The organism is Paenibacillus sp. FSL R7-0216 (assembly GCF_037969915.1).
Lineage (GTDB): Bacteria > Bacillota > Bacilli > Paenibacillales > Paenibacillaceae > Fontibacillus > Fontibacillus rhizolycopersici.
In genome coordinates this window covers 2466661-2479333 of sequence record NZ_CP150222.1, presented here as the reverse complement: position 1 = coordinate 2479333, position 12673 = coordinate 2466661, and the positions used below count along the sequence as shown (strand labels likewise).

Here is a 12673-nt window from a genome sequence, read left to right as displayed (position 1 = left end):
GCTTCCTTAACCCCCTTGCACGAACAGGCGCTTCCGCGAGGCACGGTACAGCCCAATCATCGGTATGAGTAGGATGACGAACCAGATAACCTGAATACCAAGCACGTTCCAAATCGACGACCCTTGAATCCGACCTGTAAACACCGAACCCGGCAAATACGTGATCGCCTGGAACGGCAGGAACGACATGATGCCGCCAAGCCAAGCTGGAAACAGGCTAATCGGAATGATCAGGCCTGAGAACAAATCAACGACAACCCGTTTCATTCGCATAAAGCCTTCGTTATTTTCCACGAAAAAAGACATAAGCCCTGTAATCACGTTCAGCTGCGAGTTGATCAGAAAGCTGAAGAACAGCATCACGAGAAAACCGATCCAAGCACTGGACTCGGTCGGCAGCTTGACCGGAAATAACAGCATGGCAATCGCCATGCCGGGAACCATCAGCATGATGAAACGGAACATGCCTTCGCCGAGGCCTTGCATCATTTTGACGAGGATATAGTTATAAGGGCGAATAAATTGGATGGCGATGCTACCGTCACGGATGTCCGTGGAGATTTCCCGATCCAGGTTGTTGAAATAGAACGCACGGGCCATCCACGAAACGGCTAAGTAAGTCGTCATCTGCGAGGCAGTAAAACCACCCAGCTCGCCGCCGCTCCCGTAGATCGCCTTCCACGTAAAATAGTAAACCCCGATGTTGAGCGAATAGATCAAGATACCCGAATAGTAGTTCACCCGATACGCCAGCATCGTCAAGAATCGGATGCGGATAAAATCGAGGTACGCCCCCCACTGGTTAGACATGGATGACCGCACCTTCCTTACTCTCCGTTTCCGCGTCCGCCGGTTTATCCGCCGAACCGGATTGGTAAATGCTACGAACGATTTCGTCGGTGTTGGTTTCGATGATTTTGATGTCGGTGATGTCCGCCTGGCCAACAACCTGTCCCAGCACCTCAGAGACACCAATATCCCGCGGGATCCAGACTTTGGCGTTCAGGTCGTTCTCCGCCGTCCAGATCACAGGCAGCGCTCCCGTCCAGCCCCGCAACTGTTCGAGTTTGGTAGCCGTCCCGAACTGGAACAGCACTTCCTTGCCCGTACCCCAACGGTCCTTCAGCTCTTCGAGGCCGCCATCATAAATGATCCGTCCGTCGTCGAGCATAATAACCCGGGAGCAAAGCGCCTCGATATCCTGCAGATCGTGAGTTGTCAACAGAATCGTCGTGCCGTACACGCGGTTCATATCCTTCAGGAAATCGCGAATTTCCGATTTGACCACGATGTCTAAACCAATCGTCGGCTCGTCCAGAAAGACGATCGAAGGATTGTGCAGTAACGCCGCAACCAGCTCGCAACGCATCCGTTGCCCCAAGCTCAGCTTGCGTACCGGGCGGTTCAGTAGTTCCTGTAGCTGAAGGCGTTCCACCAGTTCGTCCAGCCGTTTCTTGTACTCGGCCTGCGGCACCCGGTAGACCTTGCGCAGCAGCTCGAACGACTCGATCACGCCGATGTCCCACCAGAGTTGACTGCGCTGTCCAAAGACGACCCCGATATGCTGCACGAACTTCTCGCGCTCGGCGTGCGGCACGAATCCGCCAACCTTCAAATGTCCCGATGTCGGTACCAAAATACCGGTGAGCATTTTGATCGTCGTCGATTTGCCGGCCCCGTTCTCCCCGATATATCCGCAGATCTCCCCCTCCGGAATCTGAAACGAAATATCTTTCACGGCGGCCACTTCGTTGTATTCCCGCTTAAATAAATCAAGAAAGGCCCCTTTGAGGCCTTCGCGGTTTTTCTGCACCTTAAATGTCTTGCGCAAATCGCGCACTTCAATGGCAGCCATGGGTATCCCTCGCTTTGAATCAATTTATAGTCCGCTAAAAATTATATAGTAACTTCCATCAAAGCACCATACCCTCTTTCCACCATTATCCCTTTTGATCAGAGAACAAGAGTATGCCCGTACGCCCCTTGTCCTTGCTCCCTTAACGAAAGGGATAATCGTGCAAAACAGCAAATAGAAGCACTATGCGATGAACCTGGGCCTATCGCTTTACACTTATAGGTTGAAGCGATAACCAACGCCCCAGATTGTTTCGATATACTGTGGCTTTGACGGATCGCGCTCAATTTTCTCCCTTAATTTGCTTATGTAGACGGTGACGGAAGCCAGGTCGCCCAGCGAGTCCATCCCCCATATTCTTTCGAATAAATCATCCTTTGAAAATACCCGGTTCGGGTGCATCGCCATAAACAGCAGCAAATCGTATTCTTTTCCCGTTAGTGCAAGCTCTACGCCGTTCACCGACACCTTTCGCGACATTTTATCGATATACAAACCGCGAAGGCGAAGTTCGTCTTTGTCTGCCGGGCGTGAATGGTTCGTCAACCGCTCATACCGCGTTAAATGCGCCTTGATACGGGCCATGAGTTCACCTACGCTGAACGGCTTGCTCACGTAATCGTCAGCACCTAAGCCGAGACCGCGGATTTTATCGATGTCTTCCTTCTTGGCGGAAACCATCAGGATTGGGATTTCCTTGGCCTCGCGTACTTGCTTGCAGATTTCATAGCCGTCCACCCCCGGCAACATCAGGTCGAGCACAAGCAGGTCGTACGATTCCGAGAGCGCCAGCTGCAACCCCTCGTCTCCATTAGCGGCGATATCCGCCGCATATCCGCTCGCCTGCAAATAATCCCGCTCCACCTCTGCAATCACGGGATCGTCTTCAATAATCAAAATCCGTTTCATTTACGTTCACCGTCCGTCCGTGAATATGCCTGCCGTGGCAGCGTGAATGAGATCGAAGTTCCCACGCCGGTTTGGCTGTCTGCCCGCACGATGCCGCCGTGCGCTTCGATAATTTGTCGTACGATGGCAAGACCCAGACCGCTGCCGCCGCGACCGCTATGACTGCTCCGCGATGATTCGGCGCGGTAGAACCGCTCGAACACCTTCGGCAATGCCGCTTCATCGATGCCGGCTCCATTGTCCCGGATGCGAACGAGAGCTTCGCGAGGGCTAGCCTCGAGTTCCAGGGTCAAGCGTGGGTCGGGCTTATTCATATAATGCAAACTGTTTTCCGCAATATTCATGAGCACTCGCTTCAGTTTATCCCGATCTGCGACGACGTGAAGCGGGTGCTCGGCGGTGGAGATAAACTTGATCTGCACCTGTGCGAATCGGGGGTCGGTCTTCATTTCTTCACTGAAGCTCTGCAGAAAACCAACTACATCCATCTGCTCGAAGTCAAACGGCAGGCGCTTCAAATCCAGCTTAGAAAAGAGGAAGAGCTCCTCGATCATCCGGTCCATATCATTCGCTTTCTGTCCGATCATCGCGATGTATTTGTCGCGTTTCTCCTCCGTATCGGCCACGCGGTCTTGAAGTCCCTCAACGCAAGCCTTGATCCCGGTGATCGGGGTTTTCAGATCATGTGAAATATTAGACAACATTTCCTTGCGGTTCTCCTCGTACTGGAGTTGTAAATGGATCGAATGTTTCAAACGCTCGCGCATTTCCTCGAAAGCTTCCCCCACTTCGCCAAACTCATCCTTGCGCTGCATCAAAAGCGGATAGTCCAGCTGGCCTTCTTTGATGCGTTCCGCCGCCCGTTTAAGCGTGTACAAGGGGCGTAAAATGCTGCGGGACACGAAAAACGTCAGCAGCAAGTTGGTGAGCGCGACGATAAGCAGAAGCGAAATAAACATCATCGGCATAAACCACGACATTTTGCCGAGCAATGGATTTAAATCCGATAAGAGATATAGGGTTCCGGTGCTCTGATCGCCAAATACGAAGTCTACGCGCTCCGCCTTGTAGCGGCCGCCTATTTCAGGACCCCGGCTCATCATCCATCGAGATCGTCCTTCCTGATCCGTATCGACCCGAGCCAATTCGTCTTCTAAGCCTTTATGATCCACATCGGAGGAGGCATAAGTCACTACGCCGCTCCGGACGATCACGAGACCCGCTTGAAGTCCCTGCAGCGTCTCCCCCGTACCCGCCACGAATTTCGGGTCGGCCAATAGCTCGGGATCCTGCTCGGCAACGAACTTGACCCCGTTCATCAGCTGTTCGCGTTCATTGATCTTCTCCCAAAATTCCGACAATGCATGCCCGTGGAACTGAAAGCCGTCTCCACCCCGGCCAGAAGCGTCTCCGGCGCCGAAGAAGACGCGCGTTAGCACCAGGGCGGTGATCAGCGTCAAAAATAGGGGAATCAACACCATCGCAATGTAGGATAAAATCAATCTTAGTCGGATCGTCATCAGAGGCGGTTCCTTTCAAGGAGATCAGAATGACTTGCGCTCAAATCGGGTGACGCTGCTTACATATGCCATCATACTATAAGCGAGCAAAATGAAAAACGATTGCAGCAATTTGCCGATCCCGGCTCCGTTACCCATCCATGATGCGTACCAATCTGTGTAGGCAAACGGCGACCAGATCGCAATCGCTGGGAACAGAATCGGCAGCAGCTTCGCGGCGGCGAATACGACAATCATGGAGCCCAGAGCAGCGGCGCTATTTGAGAAGAACATCGCAATCCATACCGCGATGAGACTAAGTACCGCCATAGGAACAACGGACACCGCATAGGCGATCAGGTTATCCGTCCATTCCAGCATCGATGATGATGAGAACGTCAGCAGACCGCAGACCGCGGAAGTCACTCCGGCTGCGGCTAAGATCGCTGCTGCAGCCGAGCAGAGCGCCAACGCCTTGGCCGCGAACAGCTTGGCGCGAGTCACGGGGCGCACCAGTGTTAATTTCATCGTTCGAGCGGCTGTCTCGCCGGGAAACAAATCGGCAGCCGAGATAAACAAATAGAGCGGGAGCAAGAACCCGGTTAGCAGATTCAGGGTGATTATGGAGACCTGCCCCCCGAGCGCGGCAGTCAGCCCCATCATACGGCCAAGAGATGAGATGCCTAGTGTTAAAACCACCGGAACTAGGATGGCCAGCGCCAGAACCGCCTTGGTTCTTTTTCGCAACCACAGTTTCTCCACCTCGTTACGCCAGCTAGCCAGCAGTGCGTTCATGTAGATCTTCTCCTTTCCCTGATTGGATCGCATCCAAATAGTAATCTTCCAACGTCACGTCCGGCGGCACCAATTCAAAACGGAGGCCAAAACGAATCAAATCCCCGCGGTGAAGGATTCCAACCGTAGTCACGATCGGTTCAAGATGGCTTAGCATATGGCTGGAGATCACAAAAGCAATCCCCTCTTCACGTGCCAACCTGGAAATCGTTCCGCGAAGCTCCACCATTCCTTCAATATCCAGCCCGTTCGTCGGTTCATCGAGGATCACAAGCCGCGGCTCATGCAGCAAGGCTGCCGCTAGCGCCAGACGCTGCTTCATCCCTAACGAATAGTGCTTCGCCCGTTCGTTCTGATAAGGCGCCAACCCCGTCATTTCCAGTACTTCCTCGATTCGCGAAGCCGGCACATTCGGATAGTAGCGAGCGGCCTGACGAAGGTTCTGCTTCCCCGTCATATAGTCGTACGCATCTGCCGCCTCGATCACGCAACCTACTCGGGTCATCGCCTGCTCGAAGTGGTTATTCAAATCGTAGCCGAATAGCCGAATGGTTCCTTCGTCGGGACGGCAAAGGCCCGTCATCGCCTTAAGCAGGGTTGTTTTGCCAGCCCCATTTTGCCCGAACAGCCCAACGATGTCCCCAGCTTTGACGTTCAGACTTACCTGGCCGATTCCGCGTCCGTTGCCGAAACGTTTACTAACCCCTAGTGCCTCCAAAATCGTCTCCACATCCACCAACTCCTATCGATCCATTCTAGAAAACGATGCCGGGCCGCCTGGCCCGACACCCGGTAACTCCATGATTATCGATGCCAATGCGGCATATGTTCCTGGCGTTCGATCGTTTCGACCTGCTTCCCGGTCAAGTCCACGGTATCCGGCATTGTTTGTCCAAACCCGGACAGATCAAAGCTGGCTTTGACGACGAGCTCATGCGTTTGTCCTGCGTCGTCTGTTCCCCGCACGAGTATTTGTCCTTGCTGGTGTTCTACATATTGTTCCTTGTTGATCTCCGCGTCAAAACGGATATCCTCAACCTTCACGTCCTTCGTTAACACCGGAAAATCGAAATCCGTCATAGAAGGATGCATCGACATCATCCCTGTAGAAGGCGCTCCGGTCATCCCGTGTTCCATGTGTGCATTCTGGCCGCCTTCAGCCATCATTTTGTCGACCGTTGCCATATGTCCGGCTGCGAGGGAGCCTACCGCTTGCACGATCGCTGGAATTTGGCTGCCGGTTAAATGCAGCGAGGTTTGTTTGCCGCCGGATGGCAGTTCCTGCACCGTAGCCAAATCCGTGATGTTACCCACTAAAGCTTCCATCAATTGTTCTGCATGCTGCGGAGGATCAAAGTCCCCGTCACCGAATCGCTTCTCCTCTTCTGCAAGGGGCAGAACTCGATAAATGTCGGCATCGTCGCCGCCAACGAACACCATTTTTCCGTCTTGCTTATACGCTTGGAACGTCTGGGTTCCCGAAGTCCCGGTTACCTCAATGTTAGCACTCAGGGTGTCCTTCTCCTTGTTCAGCTTGACCTCCAACTTCGCGTTCGCAATTGTCTTGCCGTTGTCGGTCACGACAATGCTTCCTTGGTTGGTCAAGCTTGACGCGGTATACGTCTGTTTGATCGCGGACTTATAAGTTTCGTACCCCGACGTTCCCGCCATGGCAGACAATCCGCTGCCGAGCAGCAGGGCGGCCCCGATTCCGAACACCGCTCCTCGCTTCATCCATTTTTGGTTCATCTTCTTCTTCCTTTCCGTATGGTTTTGTCTTTCCTTTATAAGCTTAGCCCACGGCTCTAAAGCGCTTCTAAACGAAATCTAAAAAAAGTATAAAAAAGCCGTCCCAAAGTCGAGTTACAGACTTTGGAACGGCCATTCACTTGTTGTGATCTTCAGTCGGGAGGATCTCTTCGGACCGCTGCTGCAATCCGGTCGATTCGGTTCGTCCAAATCCAACCGGTATATCCCGCCGGTAGCCGCTTGACATCCTCCGGCATATCGAAGCCGCTGGAGAAGTCGCTACCGTCGCCGCCAACCAGGATGACGCGCGTGTTCGCCCGTTCCATGCGGCTCAGGAATTTATCCGGCCATCCCCACAGCCAAGGCGCGATTTTCTCAGGGATGTGCAGCTCGGTGTTTCGACAAGCGTCGGGGATGTATCCCGACCATCCGGAAGCTTCGTAAGACAATAGACACTGTTTCAACGTCGCTTTGGACATGACCCGTGTATCCGGCAGCAGTTCCTTTAAGATGGCGATCGGTTGGTCACCGCCGTAAACAGTCAGCAAGTCCCGCTCTTCCTTCTTTAGGGTAGAGAGGTAAGCGGCAAGTTGCCTACCTTCCTCGGGGTCGTCGCTCTTGATGTGCAACAATAGAGCTTTACCCGAAAAATGCTCCACAACCTCGGGCAACGAGGGCATCAGCCCAACGCCCTTGCCACGGAACGGATACGTCTTGCCTTGATCGGCCGTATATCCGTAACCGATGTCCAGCATTTTCAGCTCGGCCATCGTGTAGTCCTTGGTTGTTCCTTCGGCATTCGTCCGGCAATCCAAAGTCCAATCGTGGAACACAGCGAATTGCTCATCCTTGGTCGGCTTTAGATCCAGCTCCACCATGTCCGCGCCTGCCGCAAACGCCGCTTCCATGGAAGGCAGCGTGTTCTCTAGATACTCATGCTCCGGCTCGTAAATCCGCTCGGCTGTACACGTATCGTTCTCAATCCCTTCCATCGGGAAGGTTTGCGCCAGCCCGCGGTGGGCTAACAGCTTCGCCTCACCGTCGCGGGCGGCGATCAAATGCGGCGTATTGTTCAAATAAACGAATGCGATAAAGAGAAGCACAATCCAAAACGTTCTAGTTCTAAAGATATTCCTGATCTTACGCAAACCAATTCCCCCCCGATCCTCCCCATCCAAATCTTACTCTGTCTCTAATATATATCCGCTTCCTCGGATCGCATTGATCTGGAACGTGTCTCGGCCAAACTTCTTGCGAATCCGATAGATCAGCGTCGTCAGCTCGTCGATCGTCACATCCGGCAGCCCGTCAGGGCCGGGATTGCGGTCGTACCACACCTTTTGCTTGATGTCGTGAATCGTCACCAGGCGGTTCGGGTGCTCATGTAGCAGTCTGAGCAGTAAATATTCTTTTTCGGACATCGAGATTTTGACCCCATCCACGATACACTCGCGTTTCTCCCAATGGATCGTAACCGGTCCCTCCAGCGCCTCCGGATGTGCCGAGCTAACCACCGGCTCAAACTCCAGCGTCTGTTCCCCAGGCGAATAGGAAAAATGCAGTACACTCGTACCCCGCGCTAATTTCAGGATGTCGTTCGTTTCAAGCACGTACGGGGCATGCGCGATCATACGTACCCCGTTCAGCTCCGTACCATGGCGGCTTCCCATATCGTAAGCAACCGCCCGGTCCCCTTCCTTCCGAATCAATAAATGCTTGCGGGAAATAAAAATGTTCGTGAACGCCATATCCGGAAAGTTATCCGAAGAAGTGCGCCCGATTTCCGTCACATCTTGATCCAGATATAAGCAGGTCCCGGGACGAAACGGGTCGCCGCGAAGAATATAAATACAGGCAAAGGTATCCACACCTAGTCCCCTCCAATTGGTCATCCATCATCATCTTATCTTAAGGGACGGGCAAAGAATATGGCAACCGTAGTGATATTATCCTCACAGCTGGCTGATAGAACCCCTCGTTTTTCACCGGGCGTTTTTCTGTTATCATAAGAGGAGAACAAAAGGCGAACACCTGACGAACGGAAATGACCGAGAGAGGAATCAATCCATGAGCTTACAATTAACGCAGCGCGTCATCAAATTGTTATGCGGCCGGATCGCTTACGAGCGTGGAGAGGCTTATTACCGAACCGGCAAGGTAACCTTCCTCCGAATGGACCACGGCTCCCGCGTTTATGAAGCGGCGGTGTCCGGGACCGGCCACTATCATGTTGCGCTGCAGATCGATCAACACGGCGACGTGCATGCGGAATGCAATTGCCCCGCCTTCTACTCTTATAATAACTACTGCAAACATATTGCCGCCGTCTTGCTCGGAGTGCACGACATGCTGCAGGGCGGCAAGTCACCGGTTCGTCCCTCCCGGTCATTACTGCAAGAGGACTGGACGCAGGGCGACGACCTGAATTTCGCAGGGGAGGCTTGGAACGAATCTTTAAGCATGATGCAGAAGAAACAACCCGGCGACATCCCCTCCCGCGATATCTGGATCGCACGAGATATGATGCGCTTGTTCGAAGAGAACGCCCAGCCGCCGCTCCGGACAGGAGTGAGGTTCGACCAGCGGACGCCGCTGGAAGCCGAATTTACGCTCCGACCGGTGCCTTACGGATATCGTAAATACTTGCTCGGACTGGAGCTAAAGATCGGCGAGAAGCGGCTTTACATCGTCAAGAACATTCGTGATTTTCTCGATAAAATCTCGCGGCGCGAGCCGTACAGCTTCTCCAAGCATTTTAATTACGATCCGGAACGTTACGCCTTCAGGCCGGAGGATGAAGCGATCCTGCAGAAACTAGCGGAGATCCAGCGTAATGAGCAGATGTACCAGGAAAGCTTAGGGGGATACACCGCCAAATCCTACGGTCACTCCGATCGATTGCTGCCGGTGCCGCCGTTTTTTTGGGACGGTCTTCTTCCCCTGCTAACTCAGGCACCACTCGTGCATTTGGAACATGACGGCCAAATATGGCCGGGCCTAACGGTGACGAACGAAACCTTGCCGTTAAGTTTTGAGCTTGGTCAGTCCGGTGACGAAAGCTATCAATTTTCCGCACAGGGCCTCGATGAGGTGACGGTGTTGGATGCCTACGGCGTCATTCTGTCGGAAGGCAAGCTTATCCGGCGACCGCCGGCGCAAACCCGTCGTCTCGCCGAGATGAAGCATATGCTCGCAACCGCCCGGAAGCAGCATATCCTGATCTCGCCCGATCAAATTGAGCCTTTCGTAGAACGGGTGCTGCCTGGTCTGATGAAGCTTGGATCGGTAAACGTTGAGCAAAAAGTCGCTTCTCGTATGGTACGAACTCAGTTAAAAGCCCGGGTGTATCTCGACCGGGTCAAAGATCGATTGCTGGCCGGCTTGGAATTCCAATACGGGGATGTTGTGTTCAACCCTTTGGAAGAGCCTGGCTCAAAGAGAGGGACCGATTTGATTCTCCTTCGCGATGGTGAACGGGAGCGGGAAATCCTCGATTTGATGGAGTCCGGCTTGTTTGCGCGAACGGAAAGCGCCTATTTTCTCGACAATGAGGAGGCGGAATACGAGTTCCTGTACCATGTCATGCCGGAACTCGAGAAGCTGGCGGAGATCTATGCGACCTCGGCTGTCAAAACACGGCTGATTCCTGATCTTCGTCCGCCGAAAATTTCCGTTGAAGTGGACGAGCGAACGGATTGGTTGGAGTTCCGCTTCAGCATGACGGGCATCGGTGAATCGGAAATCCGCGGCTTGCTAGAAGCTCTGGAGGAGAAACGTCGCTATTACCGGATGCCCAATGGAGCGCTCATGCCGCTGGAAAGCGAGGAGTTTCAGGACATTGTTCGCTTCTTAAACGAATTCGGTTTGCGCCAAAGCGAGATCCACGGACCGGAGTTCCGGCTGCCGGTACTTCGTGGATTACACATCCGGGATGACCAAGGACAAGGCGGGACGGTGAAGCTCGGCAAAGCTTACCGTGAGCTGCTGCATAACCTGCAGCATCCCGACAATCTGGATTTTCCGGTACCGCCGCAGCTTTCCGACGTACTTCGAGATTACCAGGCCTATGGCTACCAATGGCTGAAAACGATGGCCCACTACCGCTTTGGCGGCATTCTCGCCGACGATATGGGACTAGGAAAGACGCTGCAAAGCATCGCTTTCCTCGTCTCGGTACTGCCGGAAATCGCCGAGTCCGGTCAGCCGGCGCTGATAGTGTCCCCTGCTTCGTTGGTATATAACTGGCGTAATGAGATGACGAAATTCGCTCCGGATATCAAGGCGGTCATCGCCGATGGGAGCAAAGCCGAACGGGTGCGGACGCTGCGTGAAGCGTCGCAGGCGGATGTGATCATCACCTCCTACCCGTTACTGCGCCGCGATATTGAACAGTTTGCCGAACTATCCTTTCATACGTTGATTTTGGACGAAGCCCAAAGCTTCAAAAATTACGCCAGCCAAACGGCCCAAGCGGTGAAGAGCTTACAGGCAAAATACCGGTTCGCCTTGACCGGTACCCCGGTGGAAAATTCGCTGGAAGAATTGTGGTCGATCTTCAGCGCCGTGTTTCCCGAATTATTCCCAAGCCGGCAAGCGTTTAACGATCTATCCCGGGAGACGGTGGCGAAACGAATTCGCCCCTTCCTCTTGCGGCGGTTGAAAATCGACGTGCTGAAGGAGCTTCCGGAGAAGATCGAGTCCCTCCAGGCTTCGGAGTTGCTCCCGGAACAAAAGAAGCTGTACCTTGCCTATTTGGCCAAGCTGCAGCAGGAGACACTCAAACATTTGGACGAGGACACTTTCGGTCAAAACCGCATTCGTATTTTAGCCGGGTTGACCCGGCTGCGGCAGCTTTGCTGTCACCCGTCGCTGTTCGTCGACGGGTATGACGGAGGTTCGGCGAAGTTCGATCAGTTGATGGAAATGATTGAGGAATGCCAAAGCGCCGGCAAGCGCGTGCTGATTTTCTCCCAATTTACGGAGATGCTTGGGCTTATCGGCCGTGAGCTGGGTTATCGGGGGCAACCTTTCTTTTATCTCGACGGAAAAACCCCAGCGGCCGAACGGGTGGAGCTCTGCAACCGATTTAACGACGGAGAACGCGACATGTTCCTGATCTCGCTGAAGGCCGGCGGCACCGGCTTAAACCTGACCGGCGCGGATACGGTCATTCTCTACGATTTATGGTGGAATCCCGCGGTCGAGCAACAGGCCGCAGACCGAGCCCATCGGATCGGACAGAAAAATATCGTTCAGGTCATCCGTCTGGTCGCGCAAGGCACCGTGGAGGATAAAATGTACGAGCTGCAGCAAAAGAAAAAAAACCTCGTCGAAGAGGTACTAAAGCCAGGACAGGAGACGTTATCCGCGCTAACTGAGCGGGAAATTCGCGAAATTCTGATGATTTAGCCCCATCACAAATAAGGGTTCGGGACCGCCATACCGTATTGGCGTTCCCGAACCCTCTTCTTTTACTGCCCCGTAACTTCGAACTCGTAAAGCGAATAGCCGTAAGGTGTCCCCCGCTCGATGCCGTACATGCGGACATACCTCGCCGCCTGGGGAGCCAGAGGAATTTCGTCGAGTCCCCCATCCCCGCTTGAGGTCGAATACACCTCTTGCCAATGCTCGGGCGACCCGCTGTCGCTAGAGATTTCGATTTTATATCGCTTGGCGTAAGCTACCTCCCAGCGCAATTTGACGCCGGTGATTTGCTGCACCGAACCCAGATCAACGTAAATCCATTCCGGGTCATTGCCTTCTCGGCTAGCCCATCTCGTCATCTGGTTACCGTCCACCGCTTTTCCCGATTCGAATCCAACCCCTTCAACCGTGCTGGAGACGGTCGTTTTATTCAGGGCTAGGT

Annotated in this window: 11 protein-coding genes; 1 reads left to right on the top strand and 10 read right to left on the bottom strand. The window is 53.6% G+C overall.

Annotation, left to right across the window (positions count from 1 at the left end):
* Positions 1-6: 6 nt before the first annotated feature.
* From MKZ15_RS11145 to MKZ15_RS11105, 9 genes are all read right to left on the bottom strand, one after another.
* A complete protein-coding gene (locus MKZ15_RS11145; RefSeq protein ID WP_155608145.1) occupies positions 7-810 on the bottom strand; it encodes an ABC-2 family transporter protein in 804 nt (267 codons plus the stop codon).
* Positions 803-1855, bottom strand: a complete 1053-nt coding sequence (locus MKZ15_RS11140) for an ABC transporter ATP-binding protein (protein WP_339822036.1) — start codon at positions 1853-1855, stop codon at positions 803-805. Before MKZ15_RS11140 ends, MKZ15_RS11145 begins: the two co-directional genes overlap by 8 nt.
* 216 nt (positions 1856-2071) lie before the next feature.
* Positions 2072-2764, bottom strand: a complete 693-nt coding sequence (locus tag MKZ15_RS11135) for a response regulator transcription factor (RefSeq protein WP_339822033.1) — start codon at positions 2762-2764, stop codon at positions 2072-2074.
* Positions 2761-4284 carry a HAMP domain-containing sensor histidine kinase gene (locus MKZ15_RS11130; RefSeq protein WP_339822030.1) on the bottom strand — a complete coding sequence of 508 codons (1524 nt, stop codon included), beginning with the start codon at positions 4282-4284 and terminating at the stop codon, positions 2761-2763. The genes MKZ15_RS11135 and MKZ15_RS11130 overlap by 4 nt, the downstream gene beginning before the upstream one ends.
* Before the next feature lie 24 nt (positions 4285-4308).
* A complete protein-coding gene (locus MKZ15_RS11125) occupies positions 4309-5058 on the bottom strand; it encodes an ABC transporter permease (protein ID WP_339822027.1) in 750 nt (249 codons plus the stop codon).
* On the bottom strand, positions 5039-5788 hold the full coding sequence (locus tag MKZ15_RS11120; protein WP_339822024.1) for an ABC transporter ATP-binding protein: 750 nt from the start codon (positions 5786-5788) through the stop codon (positions 5039-5041). The genes MKZ15_RS11125 and MKZ15_RS11120 overlap by 20 nt, the downstream gene beginning before the upstream one ends.
* 74 nt (positions 5789-5862) lie before the next feature.
* The gene (locus MKZ15_RS11115; protein WP_339822021.1) at positions 5863-6807 is read right to left on the bottom strand and encodes a hypothetical protein; all 945 of its coding nucleotides are present in this window, start codon (positions 6805-6807) and stop codon (positions 5863-5865) included.
* Positions 6808-6959: 152 nt separating this feature from the next.
* The gene (locus MKZ15_RS11110) at positions 6960-7955 is read right to left on the bottom strand and encodes a glycerophosphodiester phosphodiesterase family protein (RefSeq protein WP_339822018.1); all 996 of its coding nucleotides are present in this window, start codon (positions 7953-7955) and stop codon (positions 6960-6962) included.
* Positions 7956-7988: 33 nt separating this feature from the next.
* Positions 7989-8699, bottom strand: a complete 711-nt coding sequence (locus MKZ15_RS11105; protein WP_339822016.1) for an FHA domain-containing protein — start codon at positions 8697-8699, stop codon at positions 7989-7991.
* 175 nt (positions 8700-8874) lie between these two features.
* On the opposite strand from MKZ15_RS11105, the gene MKZ15_RS11100 reads away from it, so the two are divergent.
* The gene (locus tag MKZ15_RS11100) at positions 8875-12216 is read left to right on the top strand and encodes an SNF2 helicase associated domain-containing protein (protein WP_339822014.1); all 3342 of its coding nucleotides are present in this window, start codon (positions 8875-8877) and stop codon (positions 12214-12216) included.
* Between the two features lie 62 nt (positions 12217-12278).
* Here the strand turns inward: MKZ15_RS11100 and MKZ15_RS11095 are convergent, their stop codons facing one another.
* Positions 12279-12665: a discoidin domain-containing protein gene (locus tag MKZ15_RS11095; protein ID WP_239483931.1), complete on the bottom strand. Its 387-nt coding sequence runs from the start codon at positions 12663-12665 to the stop codon at positions 12279-12281.
* Between the last annotated feature and the right edge of the window lie 8 nt (positions 12666-12673).